This is a genomic window from Sphingomonas sp. AOB5 (genome assembly GCF_029433115.1).
GTDB lineage: Bacteria > Pseudomonadota > Alphaproteobacteria > Sphingomonadales > Sphingomonadaceae > Sphingomonas.
This window is the reverse complement of record NZ_JARNTV010000004.1, coordinates 1-22281: the sequence shown is the minus strand read 5'-3', so window position 1 is coordinate 22281 and position 22281 is coordinate 1. Positions and strand designations below refer to the sequence as shown.

The 22281-nt window shown below is 66.2% G+C and carries 23 protein-coding genes and 1 pseudogene; 12 read left to right on the top strand and 12 right to left on the bottom strand.

The genetic code is table 11. From position 1 onward, the window contains the following. The first annotated feature begins 2 nt into the window (after positions 1-2). Genes mnmE through P1X14_RS02815 form a run of 5 tightly spaced genes read left to right on the top strand, consistent with a single transcriptional unit; the run spans position 3 to position 5455 of the window. Positions 3-1277, top strand: a complete 1275-nt coding sequence (mnmE, locus tag P1X14_RS02835) for a tRNA uridine-5-carboxymethylaminomethyl(34) synthesis GTPase MnmE (RefSeq protein ID WP_277313799.1) — start codon at positions 3-5, stop codon at positions 1275-1277. Positions 1278-1333: 56 nt separating this feature from the next. Next, on the top strand, positions 1334-3166 hold the full coding sequence (mnmG, locus tag P1X14_RS02830; protein ID WP_277313798.1) for a tRNA uridine-5-carboxymethylaminomethyl(34) synthesis enzyme MnmG: 1833 nt from the start codon (positions 1334-1336) through the stop codon (positions 3164-3166). Continuing rightward, a complete protein-coding gene (gene rsmG, locus P1X14_RS02825; protein ID WP_277313797.1) occupies positions 3163-3783 on the top strand; it encodes a 16S rRNA (guanine(527)-N(7))-methyltransferase RsmG in 621 nt (206 codons plus the stop codon). Before mnmG ends, rsmG begins: the two co-directional genes overlap by 4 nt. Continuing rightward, a complete protein-coding gene (locus P1X14_RS02820) occupies positions 3780-4565 on the top strand; it encodes a ParA family protein (protein ID WP_277313796.1) in 786 nt (261 codons plus the stop codon). The genes rsmG and P1X14_RS02820 overlap by 4 nt, the downstream gene beginning before the upstream one ends. Continuing rightward, positions 4562-5455 (top strand): ParB/RepB/Spo0J family partition protein, encoded by an 894-nt coding sequence (locus P1X14_RS02815; RefSeq protein ID WP_277313795.1) that lies wholly within the window; start codon positions 4562-4564, stop codon positions 5453-5455. Before P1X14_RS02820 ends, P1X14_RS02815 begins: the two co-directional genes overlap by 4 nt. A gap of 1 nt (position 5456) precedes the next feature. Here the strand turns inward: P1X14_RS02815 and holA are convergent, their stop codons facing one another. From holA to P1X14_RS02795, 4 genes are all read right to left on the bottom strand, one after another. Continuing rightward, entirely contained in the window at positions 5457-6476 is a 1020-nt protein-coding gene (gene holA, locus P1X14_RS02810; RefSeq protein ID WP_277313794.1) for a DNA polymerase III subunit delta, read from the bottom strand. Continuing rightward, entirely contained in the window at positions 6473-6967 is a 495-nt protein-coding gene (lptE, locus tag P1X14_RS02805) for an LPS assembly lipoprotein LptE (RefSeq protein ID WP_277313793.1), read from the bottom strand. The genes holA and lptE overlap by 4 nt, the downstream gene beginning before the upstream one ends. Next, positions 6964-9492: a leucine--tRNA ligase gene (gene leuS / locus P1X14_RS02800; RefSeq protein ID WP_277313791.1), complete on the bottom strand. Its 2529-nt coding sequence runs from the start codon at positions 9490-9492 to the stop codon at positions 6964-6966. The genes lptE and leuS overlap by 4 nt, the downstream gene beginning before the upstream one ends. A 128-nt stretch (positions 9493-9620) precedes the next feature. Next, positions 9621-10055: a DUF3576 domain-containing protein gene (locus P1X14_RS02795; RefSeq protein WP_277313790.1), complete on the bottom strand. Its 435-nt coding sequence runs from the start codon at positions 10053-10055 to the stop codon at positions 9621-9623. A gap of 306 nt (positions 10056-10361) precedes the next feature. On the opposite strand from P1X14_RS02795, the gene P1X14_RS02790 reads away from it, so the two are divergent. After that, positions 10362-11069: a hypothetical protein gene (locus P1X14_RS02790; RefSeq protein ID WP_346770438.1), complete on the top strand. Its 708-nt coding sequence runs from the start codon at positions 10362-10364 to the stop codon at positions 11067-11069. Between the two features lie 75 nt (positions 11070-11144). Here P1X14_RS02790 and P1X14_RS02785 read toward each other — a convergent pair whose 3' ends face one another. From P1X14_RS02785 to P1X14_RS02775, 3 genes are all read right to left on the bottom strand, one after another. Continuing rightward, complete coding sequence (locus tag P1X14_RS02785) at positions 11145-11576, bottom strand: VOC family protein (RefSeq protein WP_277313788.1); 432 nt, start codon at positions 11574-11576, stop codon at positions 11145-11147. Positions 11577-11586: 10 nt separating this feature from the next. Beyond that, positions 11587-12123: a hypothetical protein gene (locus tag P1X14_RS02780; protein ID WP_277313787.1), complete on the bottom strand. Its 537-nt coding sequence runs from the start codon at positions 12121-12123 to the stop codon at positions 11587-11589. A 72-nt stretch (positions 12124-12195) separates the two neighbouring features. Continuing rightward, positions 12196-12489, bottom strand: a complete 294-nt coding sequence (locus tag P1X14_RS02775) for an alkylphosphonate utilization protein (protein WP_277313786.1) — start codon at positions 12487-12489, stop codon at positions 12196-12198. A gap of 46 nt (positions 12490-12535) precedes the next feature. Between P1X14_RS02775 and P1X14_RS02770 the strand changes: the two genes are divergently transcribed. Continuing rightward, positions 12536-13147: a DUF6445 family protein gene (locus tag P1X14_RS02770; protein ID WP_277313785.1), complete on the top strand. Its 612-nt coding sequence runs from the start codon at positions 12536-12538 to the stop codon at positions 13145-13147. Between the two features lie 9 nt (positions 13148-13156). Here P1X14_RS02770 and P1X14_RS02765 read toward each other — a convergent pair whose 3' ends face one another. Together P1X14_RS02765 and P1X14_RS02760 are read right to left on the bottom strand one after the other, a co-directional pair. Beyond that, the gene (locus tag P1X14_RS02765) at positions 13157-13897 is read right to left on the bottom strand and encodes a DUF695 domain-containing protein (protein WP_277313784.1); all 741 of its coding nucleotides are present in this window, start codon (positions 13895-13897) and stop codon (positions 13157-13159) included. A gap of 18 nt (positions 13898-13915) precedes the next feature. Continuing rightward, positions 13916-15145, bottom strand: a complete 1230-nt coding sequence (locus P1X14_RS02760) for a UbiH/UbiF/VisC/COQ6 family ubiquinone biosynthesis hydroxylase (RefSeq protein WP_277313783.1) — start codon at positions 15143-15145, stop codon at positions 13916-13918. Positions 15146-15301: 156 nt separating this feature from the next. Here P1X14_RS02760 and P1X14_RS02755 point away from each other — a divergent pair, with 156 nt between their 5' ends. From P1X14_RS02755 to ribA, 4 genes are all read left to right on the top strand, one after another. Next, on the top strand, positions 15302-17605 hold the full coding sequence (locus P1X14_RS02755; protein ID WP_277313782.1) for a DNA translocase FtsK 4TM domain-containing protein: 2304 nt from the start codon (positions 15302-15304) through the stop codon (positions 17603-17605). 94 nt (positions 17606-17699) lie between these two features. Beyond that, the gene (locus P1X14_RS02750) at positions 17700-18305 is read left to right on the top strand and encodes an outer membrane lipoprotein carrier protein LolA (RefSeq protein ID WP_277313916.1); all 606 of its coding nucleotides are present in this window, start codon (positions 17700-17702) and stop codon (positions 18303-18305) included. Between the two features lie 310 nt (positions 18306-18615). Next, a complete protein-coding gene (gene xth / locus P1X14_RS02745) occupies positions 18616-19404 on the top strand; it encodes an exodeoxyribonuclease III (protein WP_277313781.1) in 789 nt (262 codons plus the stop codon). After that, a complete protein-coding gene (gene ribA, locus P1X14_RS02740) occupies positions 19401-20462 on the top strand; it encodes a GTP cyclohydrolase II (protein ID WP_277313780.1) in 1062 nt (353 codons plus the stop codon). The genes xth and ribA overlap by 4 nt, the downstream gene beginning before the upstream one ends. Positions 20463-20492: 30 nt before the next feature. On the opposite strand, the gene P1X14_RS02735 is transcribed toward ribA, so the two are convergent. The 3 genes from P1X14_RS02735 to P1X14_RS02725 are packed head-to-tail and all read right to left on the bottom strand — an operon-like array spanning position 20493 to position 22062. After that, positions 20493-21167, bottom strand: a complete 675-nt coding sequence (locus P1X14_RS02735; protein ID WP_277313779.1) for an HAD family phosphatase — start codon at positions 21165-21167, stop codon at positions 20493-20495. Then, positions 21164-21397, bottom strand: a complete 234-nt coding sequence (locus P1X14_RS02730) for a hypothetical protein (protein WP_277313778.1) — start codon at positions 21395-21397, stop codon at positions 21164-21166. Before P1X14_RS02730 ends, P1X14_RS02735 begins: the two co-directional genes overlap by 4 nt. Further along, positions 21394-22062 carry a YggS family pyridoxal phosphate-dependent enzyme gene (locus P1X14_RS02725; RefSeq protein ID WP_277313777.1) on the bottom strand — a complete coding sequence of 223 codons (669 nt, stop codon included), beginning with the start codon at positions 22060-22062 and terminating at the stop codon, positions 21394-21396. The genes P1X14_RS02730 and P1X14_RS02725 overlap by 4 nt, the downstream gene beginning before the upstream one ends. Positions 22063-22084: 22 nt before the next feature. Here P1X14_RS02725 and P1X14_RS02720 point away from each other — a divergent pair. Continuing rightward, a pseudogene (locus P1X14_RS02720) lies at positions 22085-22281 on the top strand (thiamine phosphate synthase); the annotation flags it as partial.

Here is a 22281-nt window from a genome sequence, read left to right as displayed (position 1 = left end):
CGATGGATACGATCTTCGCGGTCTCGAGCGGCCAGCCTCCCGCCGCGATCGCGGTGCTGCGCCTTAGCGGACCGGGCGCGTTCGATGCGGTTCGTGCACTCGCCGGCGATGTCCCGGCACCGCGGCAGGCAGCGCTGCGCGCATTGCGCCATGATGGCGAGTTGCTCGACCGCGCACTGGTGCTGATCTTTCCGGGGCCGCGCAGCGCGACCGGCGAGGATCTGGCCGAGCTGCATCTTCATGGCGGTCGCGCCGTGGTTCGCGCCGTGGAAGTTTCGCTTGCCGCGATGCCCGGGCTGCGCTCGGCCGAGCCGGGCGAGTTCACCCGCCGTGCGCTGGCCAATGGCCGGATCGATCTGAGCGAAGCCGAAGGGCTGGGCGATCTGCTGATGGCCGAGACCGAAGCGCAGCGGCGCGCGGCGATCCGCTCGGCCGAAGGCGCGGTGCGCCGCGAAGTCGAAGGCTGGGCGAGCCGCACGCTGATGATCGCGGCACAGATCGAAGCGATGCTCGATCACTCCGACGAAGAAGATGTCGATGCGGAAGCCGAGGCGCTGCCCGCTATTCGGATGTCGGCGCTCGCGCTGGCGGACGAGATCGTGGCGATCGTTGCCCAGCCGACGGTCGAGCGGCTTCGCGACGGCATCCGCGTGGTGTTGGCGGGGCCGCCCAATGCGGGCAAGTCGACGTTGCTCAATGCGATGACGGATCGCAGCGCAGCGATCGTCTCGCCGATCGCGGGGACGACGCGCGACCGGATCGAAGCGCCGGTGGTGCGCGATGGGATCGCCTGGCTGCTGATCGATACGGCGGGGCTGACCGAGACGGCCGATCCGGTCGAGCGGATCGGCGTCGGCCTTGCGCGCGATGCGATGGGCGAAGCCGATATCCTGTTGTGGCTCGGCGATGAGGCGCCACCAGAGCATCCCGCGGTGATCCACCTGCTGCCGCGAAGCGATGAGGCTGGGCGTGAGCGGGCTCTCGGTCGTACCGCCGTGTCGGCGGCAACGGGTGAGGGAATGGCTGAGCTCTGGAGCACGATGGCGGAACTGGGCGCATCGCTGTTGCCCGGCGACCGGCTTGCGTTGAACCGACGCCAACGGGATCTTGCGGCGCTTGCCGGCACTGCATTGCGCGCCGCCGCGAGCGAGGCGGACATGCTGCTGGTGGCCGAACAACTACGGTCCGCGCTGCGTGCTTTCGATGCGATCACCGGTCGTGCGGATGTGGAAGCGATGCTCGACGCACTCTTCTCGCGCTTCTGCATCGGCAAATAGCACGTTCCACGTGGAACAGTTTTGACGCGGGCCGTCCGCTCCAGTAGCGCGCGGGCATGGAATTCGACGTTATCGTCATCGGTGGAGGTCATGCGGGAACTGAGGCTGCGGCAGCTTCGGCACGCCGTGGCGCACGCACCGCATTACTGAGCTTCGACCTGACCAAGCTCGGCGCCATGTCGTGCAACCCGGCAATCGGGGGGCTCGGCAAGGGACATCTGGTACGTGAGACCGATGCGTTCGACGGGCTGATCGCGCGGGCGGCCGATGCGGCGGCCATCCATTACCGCATGCTCAACCGCAGCAAGGGCACCGCGGTGCAGGGGCCGCGCGTTCAGGCGGACCGTACGCGCTATGCGGCGGCGATCCAGACGATGCTCAAGGCGCAGTCTAACCTGACCCTGATCGAAGGCGAGGCCGCAGCACTGATCCTCGAGGGCGGGGCGATTGCGGGGGTCGAACTGGCAGACGGCGTTCGGCTGGCATGTCGATCGGTCGTGTTGGCGACCGGTACTTTCCTTGGCGGACGTATCTTCCGGGGTGAGGAGCGGCTGGACGGCGGGCGTATCGGCGAGTCCGCATCGCACCGCATGGCGACGCAGCTGCGAGCGCTCGGCCTGCCGATGGCGCGGCTCAAGACCGGCACCCCACCGCGGCTCGACGGGCGGACCATCGATTGGGCACGGGTGGAGGAGCAGCCTTCGGACGAGGATGTGTGGCTCATGTCGCCCATGTCCACCGGACGGGTGTTACCACAGCTTCATTGCGGGGTGACGCGGACCAATGCCGCGACCCATGACGCGATCCGCGCCGGGCTGGATCGGTCGCCGCTGTTCACAGGCGCGATCGACGCGCAGGGGCCGCGCTACTGCCCCTCGATCGAAGACAAGATCCATCGCTTCGGCGACCGCGACGGGCACCAGATCTTCCTCGAACCCGAGGGTCTGGACACGCATCTGGTTTATCCCAACGGCATGTCGACCTCGCTGCCGGTAGATATCCAGGTGGTGATGGTGGCCTCGATCCCCGGACTGGAGCGGACCGAGATCGTCACGCCGGGCTATGCGGTCGAGTATGACCATATCGACCCGCGCGCGCTCGACGCGACGCTGGGCCTGCCCGACATGCCCGGCCTGTTCTGCGCAGGCCAGATCAACGGCACGACCGGTTATGAGGAAGCGGCGGGGCAGGGGCTGATCGCCGGCCTCAATGCCGCGGCCCATGCCTGCGCGCTGCCCCCGCTGATCCTCGACCGTGCCACCAGCTATCTTGGCGTCATGATCGACGATCTGGTGCTGCAGGGCGTGACCGAACCCTATCGGATGCTGACCGCCCGCGCCGAGTATCGCCTGCGCCTGCGCGCCGACAATGCCGAGACGCGGCTGGGTCCGATTGCCGAAGCGACCGGATGCCTGAGTGCCGAGCGGCTCGCCCATCAGCAGGCCCGGCGGGAAGCTCGAGAGGTGCTCGATGCCGGGTTCGGCGAACAGATCACCGCCAGCGTTCTGCATGGCCGGGGTGCCCCGGTGGCGCTCGATGGTGCGCGCCGTCCCGCCCGGGACTGGCTTCGCTTCCCGGGCGTGCAGCTCGACCATGTCTCTGCCGGGGTAGACTGTGACCCCGCCATTCTTGCGGAGTATGTCGAGGACCAGCGCTACGCCCCTTATCTGGAGCGTCAGGAAGGCGAGGTGGCCCAGCTTCGTGCCAATGACGCGGTGCGTCTCTCGCCCCAGCTCATGTTCAGCGCGATCCCCGGCCTCTCCAACGAGATGGTCGAGCGACTCAGCGCAGCACGTCCGGAGACACTGGGTACGGCTTCACGCGTCCGTGGAATTACGCCCGCAGCACTCTCCGCGATCCTGCTCCATGCACGAAAGTCGGCTGCGTGACCGAGGAAGAAGCCAGAAACTGGGTGCGCGAGCAGTTCGGTGTTTCACGTGAAACGCAGCTATCGCACTTCGCAGATATCCTCGTCGCAGGTGCCAGTGAGCAGAATCTGATCGCGGCCTCGACGCTGGGAGAGCTATGGGCACGGCATCTGGTCGATTCCGCGCAGCTGATTCCGCTGGCGGTCGAAGCCAAGGGGCTGTGGCTCGATATCGGTTCGGGGGCCGGCCTTCCCGGTCTGGTGGTCGCCGTCCTGACCGATCGGCCCGTTATGCTGGTCGAACCGCGAGCCCGGCGGGTGGAGTTCCTCCGTGCGGCGGCGGATCAGCTCGGGCTTGCCGATCGCGTCGAAGTGATCGGCAGCAAGGTCGAGTCCTGCCGGCCAAAGCAGCCCGCCGCCGTCATTTCCGCCCGTGCGGTGGCCGAGCTCGGCAAATTGTTCGCCGGTGCACAGCATTGCACAGACTCATCCACAGTCTGGGTGCTTCCGAAAGGGCGAAACGCGCAATCGGAGGTGGAAGCCGCGCGCCGCACATGGCAGGGTGCGTTTCACGTGGAACCGAGCATCACGTCGCCGGATTCCGGTATCGTGGTCGCGAAGAGGGTACGCCCGAGATGATCTGCATCGCTATCGCCAATCAGAAGGGCGGGGTTGGAAAGACCACCACCGCGATCAATGTCGGCACCGCGCTGGCGGCGATCGGCAAGCGCGTGCTGCTGATCGATCTGGATCCGCAGGGCAATGCTTCGACCGGGCTCGGCATTGCCCGCGCCGATCGCGAGCAATCGAGCTACGATCTGTTGGTTACCGACGAGATTACCCTGGAGGAAGTCGCGATCCCGACGCGAGTGCCGGGGCTCGATATCATCGTGGCGACGCAGGACCTGTCGGGTGCCGAGATCGAGCTGATCGAGTTCGAAGCGCGCACGCACCGGCTCGATGCGGCGCTTTCGCGTGGCAATCCTGCGCGCTGGGATGTGATCCTGATCGATTGCCCGCCATCGCTGGGCCTGCTGACGATCAACGCGATGGTCGCGTCGCACGCGCTGCTCGTGCCGCTGCAGTGCGAGTTCTTCGCGCTGGAGGGGTTGAGCCAGCTGCTCAACACGGTCGAGCGGATCCGCAGCCGCTTCAATCCCGGCCTGTCGATCCTGGGCGTGGTGCTGACCATGTACGATCGCCGCAACCGGCTGACCGATCAGGTGTCGGACGATGTCCGCGCCGTGCTCGGCCGCGTGGTGTTCGACACGGTGATCCCACGCAACGTCCGCTTGTCCGAAGCGCCCAGCCATGGGCTGCCCGCGCTGATCTACGATTATAAATGCCCCGGATCGGAAGCCTATATCGCGCTTGCCCGCGAGGTGATCGACCGGTTGCCCAAGCACAAGAAAGCCGCATGAGCGAAGAGACTCCCGCCACGCCCGCCGCCCGCAAGCCTCGTCCCGGCCTCGGCCGCGGCCTCAGCTCGCTGCTTGGCGACAATATTCCCGAAGCGCCCGTCACCGGCACGCCCGATGCGAGTTCGGGAATCCGCATGCTGCCGGTCAGCTCGCTGACGCCGCACCCGGATCAGCCGCGCCGCCAGTTCGACGAGGATGCGCTGGAGGAGCTGGCCAAGTCGATCGCGTCGAAGGGGCTGATCCAGCCGATCTTCGTGCGGCCGCATGGGCATAATTATCAGATCGTCGCTGGCGAACGCCGCTGGCGCGCGGCGCAGCGGGCGCGGCTCCATGAAGTGCCGGTCATCATCCGCGAGCTGAACGACGCCGAGACGTTCGAGATCGCGCTGATCGAGAATATCCAGCGCCAGGACCTGAACGCGATCGAAGAGGCCGAGGGCTATGCGCGGCTGATCAAGGAGTTCGGCCATACGCAGGAAGCGCTGGGCAAGATCGTCCACAAGTCGCGCAGCCATGTCGCGAACCTGTTGCGGCTGCTCGACCTGCCCGGCGGCGTGCGCGAACTGTTGCTCGCGGGCGCGATCGAGATGGGCCATGCGCGCGCGCTGATCGGTGCGCCCGATGCGGAGAAGCTGGCGCGGCTGGTCGCCGACAAGGGGCTGACCGTGCGCGAGGCCGAGAAGCTGGCGCGCGATGCCAAGCCGCGGCGAAAGGGCGAGGCGCCGGGCCGCGACACCGATATCCAGGCGCTCGAGCATCAGCTTGGCGATGTGCTGGGCTTGAATGTCCGCATCAATCACGGGCCGAAGGGCGGCACGCTGATGCTGAGCTATTCCACGCTCGATCAGCTCGACATGGTGTGTCAGCGCCTTAGCGGCGAGCGGATCTGATCTAGCGCATTCGCGCCGAAGCGCGGGCGATCGCGACGCATTCGGCTTCGGCCAGCACTTCGCCGGCGCTTGCCGAACTCATCATCGCGCGCTCGGCCATTCGCGTGCGTTCCACGGCGCGGGCAAGCTGGGCGGCGTTCCAGCGGCGCAGCGCACGGCTGGTCGAGCCCTTTTCCTTGAAGAAAATCCGATGTTTTTCAATAACATCGTCGATTCTAGCACCCGCTTCGACTTCGGCACGCAGCTCGGCAAGGGTGACGAGGCGGCGGGCCAGGCTGCGGAGCAGGGGGATTGCCGAACTGCTGCCTTCGCCAAGGCCTGCCAGTTCGGCGCCGATATCGGCCACGCGGCCATCGATCACCGCTTCGATCGCGCCGAACATGTCGTCCTCGCCGATATCCGCACCGATCTCGTCAAGCGCATGGGCATCGGCATCGCGCGGCCGATCCGGCGCGGCGTCGAGATAGAGGGCGAGCTTCTCGATCTCGCGAGTCAGGATCGCGCGGTCGCCATTGCAGGCGGTGGCGAGGCGCTGGGGCACGTCGCCGGTCAGGCGCAGGCCATGCTCGCGGGCGACCATCTGCACGAGCTGCACCGCATTGGCGCCTTCGGGGACATAACAGGCATGGGCCATCGCCGCGGAGGAAGCGATGGCGAGTTTGACCAGCTTGCCGCTGGCCTTGAGGCCGGGGCCGATCGCCACCACCGGATTGCCGGCGCGCTCGGCATTGAGCAGCAGGGTCATCGCTTCGACGGTGAATTCGTCCGCGTTCGAAACGCGGATCAGCCGCGCGCCGCCGAACAGCGACATGGATGCGGCCTCGTCGGCCAGCAGGCCCGGATTGCTCCGCAATTCCTTGCCATCGACATCGATCCGCTCGGCATCTGGGCCCAACGCGCGAACAAGGCGGCCGGAAAGCTCGGCCGCGCCCGATTCATCGGGGCCGTGGAGCAGATAGAGGCGGATATCCGGCTTGGGCGCATCCATTGCCGCGCGGATCTGCGGCGCGGTTGCCTTCACTTCTGGGTCTGGGCGAAGCGCGCGACCCGGGCGACGATCTGGTCGGCGACGATATCCGACAGCCGCTCGAGCGCGGTACGCTCGGCGGCGATGGTGGCATATTCGGAGCCGACCACGTCGATACCCGCGTCGGAACCCGCCGTCGCGTCGAGTACTACCGCGCCGGTCGAGAGATCGACCAGCTGATAGCGCGCGCGCAGGGTGCGGCGCTCACGCGCGACCGAATCGTCGCGACGCACGCCGAGGCCCGCGATGCGATCGTCGAGCCGCACGTCGAGCCGGTAGCGCGGCGTGACGTTCTGGCCGCGATCGAGGCGATCCCGGAGCGCATTCGACATGAACCAGCCCGATTCGCCCTCGATCGGCGCGACCTGCACCGCGGCGAGAGTCGACTGGACCGGCCCGGCGACCCCGCCGCCATAGAGCGGACGCAGCCCGCAGCCCGAAAGCGCGAGGGCCGAGACGGCGAGCAGGGTGGCGGCCCGGATCATGCGACGATGTTTACCAGCCGGTCGGGAACGACGATCACTTTCTTCGGCGCCTTTCCTTCGAGCGCACGCTGGACATTGGGAGACGCCAGCGCGGCGGCTTCGGCGACATCCTTCGCCGTACCCTTTGCCAATAGCAGCGTGTCGCGCAGCTTGCCATTCACTTGCACGGCCATCGTCACCTCGTCGTCCACCAGCAATGCCGGGTCGACCTCGGGCCAGGGCGCGTCGGCGATCAGGCCGCTGTTCCCCATGGCTGCCCAGGCTTCCTCGGCGAGATGGGGAACCATCGGCGCGACGATTCGTGCCAAAGTGCGGATCGCATTCGTGCGCGAAGCCGAAGGCGCGGCCTTTTCGATCGCGCCGGTCAGCTCATAGAGCTTGGCGACCGACTTGTTGAAGGTCAGCGCTTCGATATCCACGGAAACGCCGGCGATGGTGCGGTGGAGCTTCTTCTCCAGCGCGGTGTCGCCGCCCGCATGGTCTGCGGTTTCGCCCGATGCGACCGAATCGAACAGACGCCACAGCCGCTGGACGAAGCGCCACGCACCTTCGATGCCGCTTTCGGACCATTCGAGATCGCGCTCGGGTGGCGAATCGGACAGCATGAACCAGCGCACCGCGTCGGCGCCATATTGGTCGACGATGCCGGTCGGATCGACGGTGTTCTTCTTCGACTTCGACATCTTCTCGATACGGCCGATCTGCACCGGCTTGCCATCGGCCTTCAGCGTCGCGCCATTGCCGGTGATGTCGAGATCGTCGGGATTGTACCAGACCAGCCCGGTGCCTTCGCCGCGATAATAGGTCTCGTGCGTCACCATGCCCTGGGTGAACAGGCCCGCGAACGGCTCCGCCACGTCCAGCATGCCCATATGGTTCAACGCGCGCGTCCAGAAGCGCGCGTAGAGCAAATGGAGGATCGCATGCTCCACGCCGCCGATATATTGCGCGACCGGCAGCCATTGCTCGGCCACCGCCTTGTCGAACGGCTTGTCCCTGGGCTGGCTGGCGAAGCGGATGAAATACCAGGACGAATCGACGAACGTGTCGAGCGTGTCGGTCTCGCGCCGGCCGGGGCCGCCGCAGCTCGGGCAATCGACATTGCGCCAGGTCGGATGACGGTCGAGCGGGTTGCCGGGAATATCGAACGACACGTCCTCGGGCAGCACGATCGGCAGCGTTTCACGTGGAGCAGGGACCACGCCGCAGCTCTCACAATGGATGATCGGAATCGGCGTGCCCCAGTAACGCTGGCGGCTGACGCCCCAGTCGCGCAGGCGCCACACGGTCGTGCCGTTGCCCCAGCCGCCTTCCTCGGCACGGACGATCACCGCGCGCTTGGCGTCGGCAACATCCATCCCGTCGAGGAAGTGCGAATTCACCAGCGTGCCGGGGCCGGTATAGGCCTCGCTGTCGGTGAATTCGGGCGCTTCCTTGTCGCCTTCGGAGACGACGCGGCGGATCGGCAGCTTGTATTTGGACGCGAACTCGAAATCGCGCTGGTCGTGGGCCGGCACGCCGAACACGGCGCCGGTGCCATAGTCCATCAGCACGAAATTCGCGATGTAGACCGGCAATTCCCATGCCGGATCAAAGGGATGCGCGGCACGGATGCCGGTATCGAAGCCCAGCTTCTCCTGCGTTTCCAGCTCGGCAGCGGTGGTGCCGCCCTGCTTGCACAGCTCGATGAACGCCGCGGCCTCGGGGTTTGAAGCTGCCAGGGCCTGCGCGATCGGGTGATCCGCCGCGATCGCGACGAAGCTCGATCCGAAGATCGTGTCCGGCCGGGTGGTGAACACCTCGACCTGGCCGCAGTCAGACAGTTTGAACCGGAACTGCAGACCTTCCGATTTGCCGATCCAGTTCTCCTGCATCAGCTTCACCTTGTCGGGCCAATGCTCCAGGCCCTGCACGCCCTCCAGCAGCTCGTCGGCGAACTGGGTGATCTTGAGGAACCACTGGCTCAGCTTGCGCCGCTCGATCGGCGCGTTCGATCGCCAGCCCTTGCCGTCGATCACCTGCTCATTGGCCAGCACGGTCATGTCGACCGGGTCCCAGTTGACCGCCGATTCCTTGCGATAGACCAGGCCCGCATCGAGCAGATCGAGGAACAGTGCCTGTTCGTGGCCGTAATATTCGGGCTCGCAGGTCGCGAGTTCGCGCGTCCAGTCCAGCGCAAAGCCCAGCCGCTTCAGCTGCGCTTTCATGGTTGCGATGTTGTCGCGGGTCCAGCCGCCGGGATGGACCTTCTTTTCCATCGCCGCATTCTCGGCCGGCATGCCGAACGCGTCCCAGCCCATCGGATGGAGCACTTCCATGCCCTGCATCCGCCGGAAGCGCGCCAGCACGTCGCCCATCGTATAGTTGCGGACGTGACCCATATGGATGCGCCCCGAAGGATAGGGGAACATCTCGAGGACATAGCTCTTGGGCTTGGGCGAATCGTCGCGCGCGGCAAAGGTGCGGGCATCGTCCCACACCTTCTGCCAGTGGCTATCGGCTTTCAGCGCGTTGAAACGCGACACATGCGGCTCCTTGGAAGCGGGTTCAGGTCAGTAGGGGAGGGATTCGGGCCGGATCAAGCCTGAGCAACGAAAAGGGGCGGACTCCGCTGCCGGAGTCCGCCCCTCGAAATTCAGGTTGCGGCGCCGGATCAGTCGGCGATGGCAGCGCGACGAAGGTCGCGGGCGCGGGTAAGGATGATGTCCTCGAGCTTCTGCACGGTCGCGGCCTGCACCGGGGCGGAAACCCAGGCGCCGCCACGGTTCACTTCGCGCAGGGCGGCAACGCGGATCGCATCAGCGCGCAGATCCTGGTCGAGGATCGTCACGGTCACCTTCATGCGCTCGGTCGGCACGTTCGGGTTCACATACCAGTCGGTCACGATCACGCCGCCATTCGAATCGGTCTGCAGCAGCGGCATGAAGCTGAGCGTGTCGAGGCTGGCGCGCCACAGATAGGAGTTCACGCCGATCGTGGTCACCTTGGACGCAGCGATATCGGTCTGCGGACGCTCGCGGCCACCACCACATGCGGCGAGGGGAAGAATGAGCGACCCCAGGATCGCAGTGCGCAACAGGCGGTTCATCGACGGCTTCCTAAACGGCAGAAAAATGCTTGGGCGAGCATCTATAGAGGCAGATATGGCCGGAGCAAGGCGAGTTGGTGGAGTCTGTTTTGGCGGTACCGGTCCGCTTCCGCACCGGGCCTGCCATCAAGATATGCTATGGGAGGCCGGGTGGGGGAGCGGGCCGGTACCGCCAGGTTCAGCCCTGCTGAACCCAAATCGCCGCCCATTATGTGGGCAGCGTGCAACACTTGCCCGGAAAAACACCACTGTGGTGGAACCGTACTTCCGAATCATGGTAGAAAGCCCCATCTGGGAGGGATGAGAATGCGACTCGGACGCGCGATTGCGGGAATTGGAGTGGGGGCGCTTGGCGCTGCCGCCCTTTTCGTCGCGCCCGCGATCCAGGCGCAGGAGAATCGGGCTGTCGTTTCGGCGAAGCGTGCGCCGGTGCGCAGCGGGATCGGAATCTTCACCCCTGCGGCCGCCGATCCGAAGCTTGCCGCGGTGCTGTCGCGCAGCGGCCTGCCCGAATCGAGCTTCCGCTTCACGCCTTCGGCCAATCGCACCGGCAACAATCGCACTGTGATGGTCGCGGTTCGCGCCCGCTCGACTCGCAACGCCGTTGTCGCGGATCGCACCGCGCCGACGGTCAGCCTGGCGCCGATCGCCTATAATCTGGGCGTGTCGGTCGGCTGGAAGCGCTTCGCGGTTTCGGGCGACGTGACCCGCATCGATCTGGTTGCCCAGCCGGGCGGTCGTGAGCGCACCGATCTGGGTATCAGCTATTCGGGCAAGAAGGCCACGGGTAGCGTGACCGCGATCGCCGATCGCCCGCTGACCAACACCCCGGCGCTGATCGGCGACAAGCCGAGCTATTCGATCGATGTCGGCGGCAGCTATTCGCTGACCCGCAACCTCGATGTCACCGCGGGCGTGCGCTACAAGAGCGAGCGCGAGCGGATCGACCCGAGCCTGACCGACAACCGCCGCGACAGCCAGGCGGTCTATGTGGGCACCGCATTCCGCTTCTGACGGTTCGCCTTCGGGCTTTCTTCAAATAATCGTGACGGGCTGACGCCGTTTCGGCATGCGCGATATTGTGTGCGCTCAGATCCAGCCCGGCGCGTGGACCAGTTCCAGCTTCATCCCGTCCGGATCCTCGAAGAACACCGCATAATAGTCCCCCGAATATTGCGGGTAATGCGCCGGCGGATCGAGCACCGCCACGCCGTTCGCCACCAGCAGGGCGTGGAGCCGGTCGACATCCTCCCGGCTCTCGGCGCGCCAGGCGAGATGGTGGAGCCCGGGGGCATAGCGGCGATGGACGTGCGCGGCTTCGGCCGGGTCGCACGCGCGCAGTCCGATCGACGCACCGCGGCCGTCGCCGGGTTCCTTGAGGTCCCACTCATATCCGCCGCTGTCCTTGACCAGCTCATATCCCAGAAATTCGAGCACCAGCGCATAGACACGCCGTGAGGCTTCCAGGTCGCTGACGTTCAGGTCGATATGATGGATCGCACCACGGATGGATCGGGGCATTGCACCTACCTCAGTGTTCCCAGCGCTCGGTAAGGACTTCGGCCTTGCCGTCCTTCACCCGCACTTCCATCGCCGGTTCCTTCGGCTCGCCGGGCTTGAACAGTTCGTAGATCACGCTGCCATCGGTCTGGGTGCTTTCGATCACCCGCGCGGGTGCGAAGGCATCGGGCTTGGCCTTGGCCGCGGCCTGCGCGATCAGTGGCGCGTCCTTCCACGCCAGATCGCGCTGGATCTCGACGACGCGAAAGGTGCCCTTCTCCTCGATGATATCGAGTTCGATCTCGCTGCCGTCGGGTTTGGTCCCTTCGACATCGTAATAGACCCGGCCCTCGCGCTCCTTCCGCTCGGCTTCGCTGACCTTCATGCCGGGCACGGCGGCTTCGATCACCGGCGCCAGTCCGGCGGGCAGCTCGGCGGCGGCCAGCGAAGCGCTGTTGGTGACGGGGCCGGCGGCCAGCACGCCGTTGCCGGCAACAGTATCGTTCGTGGCTTCGGGACCGCTGCAAGCCGCAACCGCCAGTCCCGCCGCGATGATGATGCGCTTCATAGGGTTCTCCTGTCCGCTGGTTGCCCGGGCTTATGTCGCAGGCAATGCCGGTGCGTCGAGAGATTAGGGAGGTTAACGCTTGCGAACGAACTCCGCGCGCAGCACCAGCCCCTTGATGCCTTCATAACGGCAATCGATCTCCTGCGGATCGCCGGTCAGGCGGATCGACTTGATCAGCGTCCCGCGCTTCAGCGTCTGGCCCGCGCCCTTGACCTTCAGATCCTTGATCAAGGTCACCTGATCGCCATCGGCCAGCAGATTGCCGACCGAATCGCGCACCTCGACCGAGGGCGCGCGCGCCGCCGCTTCCTCGGCGCTGATCCATTCGCCGGTCGCTTCGTCATAGACATAGTCGTCGCCGCTCATCCGGATCCCTTCCAGTCGGCCGCTAAAGCTGCCATCCCGTCTGTCCATGCCGCCTTCGCTGATCATCGTCGACGATTTCCTGAGCGACCCGCACGCCTTTCGCGCGCATGCGCTGGCGCTGGATTACGATCCGAAGTTCAAGAAGGGCAATTATCCCGGACTGCTTTCGACGCGGCCGCTGCCGATCAACGGTCTCGATGCCGAAGCGGGCAAGCGGGCGGGCGCGAAGCTTCAGCCGGCGGCCGGGACCACCCATCAGCATTGCCGCCTGACCTTGAAGGGCGACAAGGGGATCAGCGGCGTCCATGTCGATCCCTGCTTCTATTCGGGCATCCTCTATCTGACCCTGCCCGAGCATTGCCGCGGCGGGACCGAGTTCTTCCGCCACAAGCCGACCGGGCTGGACCGCGTGCCCGCGACGCCGCTCGAACTGGCGTCGAGCGGCTATTCGGACGTGAACATACTGATCGACGAAGTGGTCAATGGCGACACGCTGAAGCCCGCGCGCTGGGAACGGACGATGACCGTGCCGATGCGCTTCAACCGGCTGATCCTGTTCAGCCCCTGGATGTTCCACAACAGCGCGCCCGGCTTCGGCGACCGGCCCGAGAATGGCCGGCTGGTCCATCTGATGTTCTTCGCGGCGGCGGCGCAATAGGGCTTCGCGTCAGTGAGCCATCATGACTTGGCATTCCCAGCCATCATATTCACCGCCCAATGCCTGCGCCTGCTCGAATAAAGGCACCGTGATCTCATCGATCGATTCGGGTGAATCGTCTCGAGCGAAGCGGACGACGAAGTTTTCGCTGGTTCCGGATTGCCCGCATGCCGAAACTTCGAACCCCTCCAGCGTGATCGTCTCGGCAAAGCGGCGGGCGGCGCTGAGTTCGGGAAAATAGGCCCAGTGTTCGATCTGGCGGGACGCGGTCAGCGCGTCGTTTTGCTCCCTCAGCGCTTCAATGACCTTACGATTCTGCATGCGCTGCACGTCGCGTCCGCCCGGATAGATCGAGCGATAGACCTCTCCGTCGCTGTCTTCCCGATGGCCAGTCTCATACTCATAGGTCGGGTGCGCCCGCATGCCCTGCGCCGCGCGTTCGGTGAGGCCGGAGGGATCGCGTAGATAGAAATAATAATCGCGCGTCCCACCGCAGGTTGCGCGACCGAAATAATGCGCCGCACCTCCGCTGGTAACAGCTTCCGTCAGCGAATCATCGATCGCGCAGAGCGTTTCGAACTCCTCATTGCTCGAAAGTCCGTCCGGGCGTGGATGCTGCATATAGACGCGGACATAGCCGAACGCGCCATAGCCGGAGATCGGGATTTGCCCGGCGATACCCATGTCGAGGGAGATCGAAGCGGGCTCGTTGTCTAGCGTGCAGAAGTAGAAGTCCCACCTGTCACTCACCTGCCACCTCCCGTTTCTTCAGACCGTCAGTCCCTGCAGCAGCTTGGGCACGTCGCCGCTTTCGCCGCGGGCTTCGGCCATGAAGGCGCGCTTTAGCGGAGGCAGCTTCTGTACGGCGGAGAGGCCAAAGCGGCGCACTGCCGATGCGGTCCTGCCGGGCACGCCGAACAGGCGGGTGAGGCCATCGGTGGCCGCGGCGACCATGAAGGTGTCGAGGCCGCGCCAGCGCTGGTAGCGCGCGAGCAGCTGCGGATCGCCGAGATCGAGACCGAGGCGTTTCCCCTCCACCAGCACTTCGACCAACGTCGCCACGTCGCGGAAGCCGACATTGACGCCCTGTCCGGCGATCGGATGGATGCCATGTGCCGCGTCGCCGACCAAAGCGAGCCGGTCGGCGGTGATCCATGCCGCATGATGGAAGCCGAGCGGATGGCTGAAACGCGGGGTCAGCCGGTCGAGCTTGCCGAGGAAGCCACCCATCCGCTTTTCCGCTTCGTGGAGATAGGCGCGGTCGGACAGCGCCATCATGCCCGCGGCGTGGGCTGCCTTCACCGTCCACACGATTGCCGAGCGATGGCCATGCTCGTCATCGACCAAAGGCAGGATCGCGAACGGCCCTTCGGGATAGAAGATCTCGAAGGCGATATTCTCGTGGCTCTTCTCGTGATGGAGCGAGACCACCATCGCGGCGTGATCGTAGCTCCAGCGCGCGACTTTGAGACCCGCTGCTTCGCGCGTCGGCGAATTGCGGCCTTCGGCGGCGATCAGCAGCTGCGCGCGGACGGTCTTGCCCGAATCGAGCAGCGCAGTGACGCCATGCGGCCCGCGCTCGACCGAGACCGCGCGGGTCTTCATCCGCACATCGGCCAGCGGCGCTGCCTGGGCGGCCTCGAGCAGCGCGCGACGCAGATTGCGGTTCTCGAACATATAACCGAGCGCGCCGGTATCGGCGTCGGGCTCGAAATCGAGCGCGCCGGGATCCAGCCCGTCCGACACGCGGATGCCCTGGATCGGGCAGCCCATGCCTGCCAGCCGGTCCGCCACGCCGATCGCCTCGAACATGCGATAGGGCGCGCTCGCAATGGCCGAGGCGCGGCCGTCGAAAGAGGCGGCGAGGATTTTTTCGGGATCGGCAGTGTCGATCACGATCGAGGAAAGGCCATGCGCATCGAGCGCCGCCGCCAGCGCGCTGCCGACCAGCCCGCCGCCCAGGATGAGAATGTCCGCAGAGTCCGTGCCGCTTGCCATGCGGATTCCCTAGAACCTGTTGCTCCCAAAACAAAGCGTCATCCCGGCTTTCGATGCGCTGCCCGCCGGGTACAAAACAGGTCCAGCCCGCTTGACGCGGGACTCGCCGTACGCGATGATTCCCGCGCACCCCCTGCAAATTCCGGAGGCTGGACCATGGCGTCCCGCGCAAAGGCGCCGCAATGGCGCGACACGATGAAGGCTGGCGCGCGCCGCAGCGGTGCGCTGATCGGGGGCGTTGCGCTCTTCCTTGGGGTGCTGCTGCTCAGCCTCGCGCTGATCAGCTATCATGCGCAGGATCCCTCGCTGAACACGGCTGCGGCGGGTCCCGCGCGCAACATGATCGGCGCGCCTGGTGCCTGGGTGTCCGACATTCTCTTCTCGCTGCTCGGCGCGCCGGTGTGGCTGCTGATGCCGGTCGGGCTGATCGCGGCGAACCGGCTGTGGCAGGATCGCCCGCTCACCGGCTTCGGCACGATGCTGCGCTGGGGCACGCTTGGCGCGGTGCTGTTCGGCGCGTCGCTCGCATTCGTGCCGGTCGATTCGACTTTGCCCGCGGGCCGCGCGGGTCTGGCTGGGCTGCTGCTCGCCAAGGGGCTGCGCTGGGCGCTGGAATATATCGGCGAGCCGACCGCGTCGCTGTGGATCGGGCGCGGGATCGCGTTGGTGCTTGGGTTCGCGGGCCTGTGGATCTGGGCGCGCGCGCTCGATTTCAGCCTGCCCGAGCGCAATTGGAGCATCCCGCAGATCCCGTTCAAGCCCAAAGCCGAGCGTGAGCGCGAGTTCGACGAACCGTTCCGCCCGGCGCCGGCCGCGGACGGGCCCAAGCCCCAGCCGCGCAAGGTGGCGATGCCGGATGCACGCCCCGGCCCGGTGATCGCCGATCGCCAGATCTCGCCCAGCCCGGCGCGCAGCAAGCCGCCCAGCCAGACCAGCCTCGATTTCAAGGACAGCTACAAGCTGCCCCCGCTCGATCTGCTCAAGGCCGCGCCGCCGAACAGCAATGCCGCGATCGACAAGGCCGCGCTCGAGCGCAACGCGCGCCTGCTCGAAAGCGTGCTCGACGATTTCCATGTGAAGGGCCAGATCGTCGAGGTGCGCCCGGGTCCGGTCGTGACGATGTACGAGCTGGAACCGGCGAGCGGCATCAAGGCCAGCCGCGTGATCCAGCTGGCCGACGATATCGCGCGCAACATGAGCGCGATCTCTGCGCGCGTCGCGACCATTCCGGGCCGCAGCGTGATCGGCATCGAGCTGCCCAATGCAAAGCGCGAGGGCGTCAATCTCCACGAACTGATCGGCAGCGAGACGTTCGAGGATCAGGGCGCGACGCTGCCGCTGGTGCTGGGCAAGAATATCGCGGGCGAGCCGATCATCGCCGATCTGGCGCCGATGCCGCATCTGCTGGTCGCGGGCACCACCGGTTCGGGCAAGTCGGTCGGCCTGAACTGCATGATCCTGTCGCTGCTGTACCGGCTGACCCCGGACCAGTGCCGGATGATCATGATCGACCCGAAGATGCTGGAACTCAGCATGTACAAGGGCATCCCGCACCTGCTCGCCGAAGTGGTGACCGAGCCGCCCAAGGCGGTCCGCGCACTCAAATGGGCGGTCGAGCAGATGGAGGACCGCTACCGGATGATGGCTTCGGTCAATGTCCGCAGCCTCGCCAGCTTCAACGACAAGGTGCGCCAGGCCAAGGCCAAGGGCCAGAAGCTCGGCCGCAAGGTCCAGTCGGGCTATGACGAGCAGGGAAGGCCGATCTACGAGGAAGAGACGCTCGACCTGCACGTGCTGCCTCAGATCGTGATCGTCGTCGACGAGCTTGCCGACCTGATGATGACCGCGGGCAAGGAAGTCGAATTCCTGATCCAGCGCCTCGCGCAAAAGGCGCGCGCGGCCGGCATCCACCTGATCATGGCGACCCAGCGCCCCTCGGTCGACGTCATCACCGGCGTGATCAAGGCCAATTTGCCGACCCGGATCAGCTTCCATGTGACGTCGAAGATCGATTCGCGCACGATCCTGGGCGAACAGGGCGCAGAGCAGCTGCTGGGCAAGGGCGACATGCTCTATATGCCGGGCGGCAAGCAGCTCACCCGCGTCCATGGCCCGTTCGTCAGCGACGACGAGGTTCAGGCGGTCGCCGATCACTGGCGGTCGCAGGGCGAGCCCGATTACATCACTGCGGTTACCGAGGAGCCTGAGGATGGCGGCTTCGCGCTCGAGGGCAGCCCCGAGGGCGACGATTCGCCGGAGGAACAGACCTATCGCCGCGCGGTCCAACTCGTCGCCGAGAGCCAGAAGGCCTCGACCTCGTGGCTGCAGCGCCAGCTTCGCGTCGGCTACAACACCGCAGCCCGTCTGATCGAGCGGATGGAGAAGGATGGCCTCGTCTCGCGCCCTGACCATGTCGGCCGCCGGGAAGTGCTGATGGATACCGACGGCCGACCGCTCTAGACGGGATCGAACGACCCGCTCGCGGGTTCACGGGGCATTCAAGCCGCCCCATCTACGGCGCCCCCAAACAGATTCGGAGAACGACGTGTTTCGACTGCCGGCCATCCTGACCCTCGCCATCGCCGCGCCCGCGCTGGTGGCGACCGCGCCCGAAGGCGATCTCGTCAAGGTGCAGGGCCATCTCCAGTCGGTCAGCAGCATGACCGCGGGCTTCACCCAGACCGATCGCAACAATCGCGTGCTGACCGGCACGATGACGCTCAAGCGGCCCGGCAAGATCCGCTTCCAGTATCAGAAGGGCGTGCCCCAGCTGATCATTGCCGACGGCACCTCGCTCTATTTCATCGATTATCAGGTGCGCCAGGTCGAACGCTGGCCGATCGGCAATTCGCCGCTGGCGGTGCTGCTCAACCCCAAGCGCGACATCACCAAGTTCGCCAAGCTGATGCCGACGCGCAGCCCGAACGTCGTCTCGGTCGAGGTCTATGATCCGCGCCACCCCGAATATGGCCGGATCACGATGATCTTCCAGCGCAACGACGCGGCGCCGGGCGGGCTGATGCTTCAGGGCTGGGTCGCGCTGGATTCGCAGAACAACCGCACCACGATCCAGCTGTCGAACCAGAAATTCAACGCCGCGATCTCCGACGGAACGTTCCGCTGGAACGATCCACGGAGGACGGGCGCCAACCGTCCCTGAATTCTGTTCATGTAGCGTGCAGGATTGCATCACTAATACAGTGATTGCGGAAGTGAGGCGTACCCGGGATTTTCCCCCTGTTGCCTGGGATCTCACCTCCCGCCTGCGTGACGAACGCCAGGTCGGCCCTCGCTCCAATGCCCCCGGAGCGGGGGCCTTTCCTTTTCTGTGATCGGCTCACGCCGATGGGCGGTGCCGGCCCGCTCCCCCACCCGGCCACCCAGATTATATGGAATGCCCGGCTGGGGGAGCGGGCCGGCACCGCGAGCTCGGGCTGGCACCGCGCCGCAAACGCGCTACATGCGCAGCGATGACTACGAAGATCGCGTCCTGGAACATCAATTCCGTCCGCTTCCGGATGGAGATCGTCGAGCAATTCCTTCGCGAGGAGGCGCCCGACATCCTCTGCCTTCAGGAAACCAAGGTGATCGACGGGGATTTCCCGGCCAAGCCGTTCCACAAGCTCGGCTATGACCATGTCATCATCCATGGCCAGAAGATGCATCACGGCGTGGCGATCATCAGCCGTATCCCCATCGTCGAGGATGATAGGCTCGACTGGCAGGCCAATGGCGAGGCGCGGCATGTCGGTGTGCGGCTGCCGAACGGGGTGCGGCTGGAGAATGTCTATGTCCCTGCGGGCGGCGACATTCCGAATCGCGAGCTGAACCCGAAATTCGGCCAGAAGCTCGATTTCGTCGAGCGGATGACCCAATGGTCCGCCGGACTCGACGTGCCGACCATTCTGACCGGCGATTTCAACATCGCGCCGCTGGAATGCGATGTGTGGAGCCACAAGCAGCTTCTGGACGTGGTCAGCCACACGCCGATCGAGGTCGAGGCGCTCGGCCGGCTTCAGGCCGCCCATGGCTGGGTCGATCTCGGCCGCCGCTTCATCCCCGCGCCCGAACGCAACTTCACCTGGTGGAGCTATCGCGCAAAGGATTGGGAAGCGTCGGATCGTGGCCGCCGCCTCGATCATATGTGGGCGAGCCCCGCGCTTGCCGACAAGGCGCTGTCGCATCGGGTGTGCGAGCCGTGCCGCGGCTGGCTGAAGCCTTCCGATCATGTCCCCATCGTCACCGAGTTCGACTTTTGAGCGATCCGCGTGCCGCCGGCGCCAGAAGAGCTGCTGGGGCAATCGATGCGCTGCGCCGCGGCTGGCCGATTGCGATCGAGGGGCTGGCACTGCTCGCGGTGGAAACCGCCGATGCCGAGCGGCTGAAGGCGTTCGATCCGGCGGGCGAAGCACCTTTGCTGCTCTCGGCCGGACGCGCCACGACGCTGAAGCTCGCCAATCAGCGCGATGCGGCCACGCCGGACGGCCCGGTGCTGGTCGAGCGCGTGGCATGGCTCGATTTCGATACCGCGACCGCACTGGCCGATCCGCAGCTCGATCTGGCGACTCCGCTCAAGGGGCCGTTCCGCGCGCTGCCGGTGATGCAGCCTGAGGCCGCACAGGCCGCGCTGCGCTTCGCCCGGATCGCGGGCATTCTCCCGGCCTTTTTCGTCCGCCCCGCGCAGGACGAACCCGCTATCACCATTGCCGATATCGACGCGCATGAGGATGCCGATCGCCTGCGCATCGTCGCCCGCGCGCGTTTGCCGGTGGCGGGCGCCGAAGATACCGAAATCGTCGCCTTCCGCACCGACGAGATGCCCGGCGAGCATGTCGCGCTGCTGATCGGCGATCCCGATGGCAATCCGCCGCTGGTGCGGCTGCACAGCGAATGCCTGACCGGCGATGTGCTGGGCAGCCTCAAATGCGATTGCGGGCCGCAGCTTCAGGCCGCCATCGCCGCGATCGAAGCGAGCGGTTGGGGAATCCTGCTCTATCTGCGTCAGGAAGGACGCGGGATCGGGCTGATCAACAAGCTGCGTGCCTATGCGCTGCAGGATCAGGGGTTCGACACGGTCGACGCCAATACGCGGCTCGGCTTCGCAGTCGATGCGCGCAACTTCGCGGTGGCGGGGCGGATGCTGTCGCTGCTGGGCCAGCAGACGGTGCGGCTGTTGACCAACAATCCGGAGAAGGTTGCGGCGCTGGAGGCGGCTGGCGTCAAGGTGGCCGAGCGCGTGGCGCACAAGCTGCCGCCCAATCCGCACAACGAACGCTATCTCGCCACCAAGCGCGACCGGACCGGCCACCAGCTTTGAGCCTTTGAAGGCGCACCGCTTTCGCGGTGCTTAGCGAATCAGTCGCGCCACTTCGTCGAAATCATGCGCGATTTCGGTGACGCCCAGCGCGCGCAGCCGGTCGGCATGGTCGAGTGCGCAATGGCTGCCCGCGCACAGGCCGATCACATGCGCGCCCGATGCGACCGCGCCGGTGACGCCCACCGGCGAGTCCTCCAGGATCACGCAGCGATGGATATCGACGCCGATGGCGCTCGCGGCGTGGAGATACAGGTCCGGCGCAGGCTTGCCGTTGGTCACATGCTCGCGGCCAGAAAAGATCCGCCCCTCGAACGCGTCGCGAATGCCGAGATGATCGAGATGCGCGGTGATCCAGCGGGTCGAGCTCGACGACGCGATGGCGCGGGGCAGCGCTGGCGGCAAGGACCGGACGAAACCGATCGCGCCGAGCACCGGATCGAGGCCTTCCTCCACCGCGCGCTTGTCTTCCACTGCGCGGGCTTCATGGAAATCGTCGGGAATGGCGCGGCCGATCCAGCGTTCGATGGCGGCCAGGAAATCGCCGCCGGCCAGCCCCATGAAATTGGCCATCGATTGCTCGGGCGAGGTCGGATGGCCGATGCTGGTGAGATAGTCGGCGATCTGGCGGTTGCCGGCATATTCGCTTTCCAGCAGCACGCCGTCGAAATCGAACAGGATCGCATCGAAGCGGGTGGTGAGCATCATGCGTCGCTCCGCACGCGATGGACGCGGCCGACGCCGGTGGTGCCGCAACCGGTGCAGCGGATCAGGATGCGCGGCTCGCCGCTGGCGCGGTAGAGCACGCCGCCGGTGTCCCACACCGATCGCTCGCCGCCGCACCGCACGCAGCTGACCTTCCATTCGCGCGATTCGCGCTCGATCGCATCGGCCCAGCGGTGGGGCAGCATGCGGACGAGGCGCTGCGCCAGGCTCAATCGCGTGCGCCGAACAGCGCTGTGCCGACCCGCACATGGGTCGCGCCCAGCCAGATTCCGGCCTCGTAATCGCTCGACATGCCCATGCTGAGGCCGGTGACGTCATGGTCGCGCGCCAGCTTCGCCAGCAGCGCGAACCACGGCGCCGGTTCCAGATCGAGCGGCGGCACGCACATCAGGCCCGCGACCGGCAGCCCCGCCGCGCGCGCCTCGGCAAGCAGGCCGGGCAGGTCGGCAATCGCGCAGCCGCCCTTCTGGTCTTCCTCGCCGATATTCACCTGGATGAAACAGGCGGGGCGCCTGCCCGTCTTGTCCATCGCCGCGGCCAGCGCCTTCACCAGCGAAGGCCGGTCGACCGAATGGATCGCGTCGAACAGCGTGACGGCTTCCTCGGCCTTGTTCGACTGGAGCTGGCCGACCAGATGGAGTTCGATGTCCGAAGTCGTCTCGCGCAACTCGGGCCATTTCGCCGCGGCTTCCTGGACGCGATTCTCGCCGAACACGCGCTGGCCCGCGTCGATCAGCGGGCGGATCGCATCGGCATCGTGCGTCTTGGAGATCGCGATCAGGGTGATATCGGCGGGATCGCGGCTGGCGGTCTTCGCGGCGCGGGCGATCCCGTCGCGAATGTTGGCAAGGCGCGTGGCAGCATCGTCGGACGGCATGGGCGCCGCTATAGGAGGGGCCATGCCGCGCCGCCACCCCCCGATTCCCGCCCGCTGGCTGATGACCGACCCGCGGATGGGCGATGGCCTGTGGGCCGCGCTGGAACGGCTGCCGCGGGGCAGCGGGGTGGTGTTCCGTCACTATGATGCGCCGGACCGGGCGGCTCTGCTCCGGCGGGTAGCGCTGGTCGCGCGACGGCGGGGGCTGGTGCTGGTCGT

What these genes read in the sequence shown, in the direction of transcription:
- xth (WP_277313781.1), top strand. Translation starts at nt 18,616, where the DNA reads ATGACTACGAAGATCGCGTCCTGGAACATCAATTCCGTCCGCTTCCGG.
- P1X14_RS02780 (WP_277313787.1), bottom strand. Translation starts at nt 12,123, where the DNA reads ATGAAGCGCATCATCATCGCGGCGGGACTGGCGGTTGCGGCTTGCAGC.
- P1X14_RS02760 (WP_277313783.1), bottom strand. Translation starts at nt 15,145, where the DNA reads ATGGCAAGCGGCACGGACTCTGCGGACATTCTCATCCTGGGCGGCGGG.
- P1X14_RS02770 (WP_277313785.1), top strand. Translation starts at nt 12,536, where the DNA reads ATGCCGCCTTCGCTGATCATCGTCGACGATTTCCTGAGCGACCCGCAC.
- P1X14_RS02790 (WP_346770438.1), top strand. Translation starts at nt 10,362, where the DNA reads ATGCGACTCGGACGCGCGATTGCGGGAATTGGAGTGGGGGCGCTTGGC.
- mnmE (WP_277313799.1), top strand. Translation starts at nt 3, where the DNA reads ATGGATACGATCTTCGCGGTCTCGAGCGGCCAGCCTCCCGCCGCGATC.
- P1X14_RS02755 (WP_277313782.1), top strand. Translation starts at nt 15,302, where the DNA reads ATGGCGTCCCGCGCAAAGGCGCCGCAATGGCGCGACACGATGAAGGCT.
- P1X14_RS02725 (WP_277313777.1), bottom strand. Translation starts at nt 22,062, where the DNA reads ATGCCGTCCGACGATGCTGCCACGCGCCTTGCCAACATTCGCGACGGG.
- mnmG (WP_277313798.1), top strand. Translation starts at nt 1,334, where the DNA reads ATGGAATTCGACGTTATCGTCATCGGTGGAGGTCATGCGGGAACTGAG.
- P1X14_RS02820 (WP_277313796.1), top strand. Translation starts at nt 3,780, where the DNA reads ATGATCTGCATCGCTATCGCCAATCAGAAGGGCGGGGTTGGAAAGACC.
- P1X14_RS02815 (WP_277313795.1), top strand. Translation starts at nt 4,562, where the DNA reads ATGAGCGAAGAGACTCCCGCCACGCCCGCCGCCCGCAAGCCTCGTCCC.
- P1X14_RS02775 (WP_277313786.1), bottom strand. Translation starts at nt 12,489, where the DNA reads ATGAGCGGCGACGACTATGTCTATGACGAAGCGACCGGCGAATGGATC.
- P1X14_RS02785 (WP_277313788.1), bottom strand. Translation starts at nt 11,576, where the DNA reads ATGCCCCGATCCATCCGTGGTGCGATCCATCATATCGACCTGAACGTC.
- P1X14_RS02795 (WP_277313790.1), bottom strand. Translation starts at nt 10,055, where the DNA reads ATGAACCGCCTGTTGCGCACTGCGATCCTGGGGTCGCTCATTCTTCCC.
- lptE (WP_277313793.1), bottom strand. Translation starts at nt 6,967, where the DNA reads ATGATCCGGGCCGCCACCCTGCTCGCCGTCTCGGCCCTCGCGCTTTCG.
- P1X14_RS02735 (WP_277313779.1), bottom strand. Translation starts at nt 21,167, where the DNA reads ATGATGCTCACCACCCGCTTCGATGCGATCCTGTTCGATTTCGACGGC.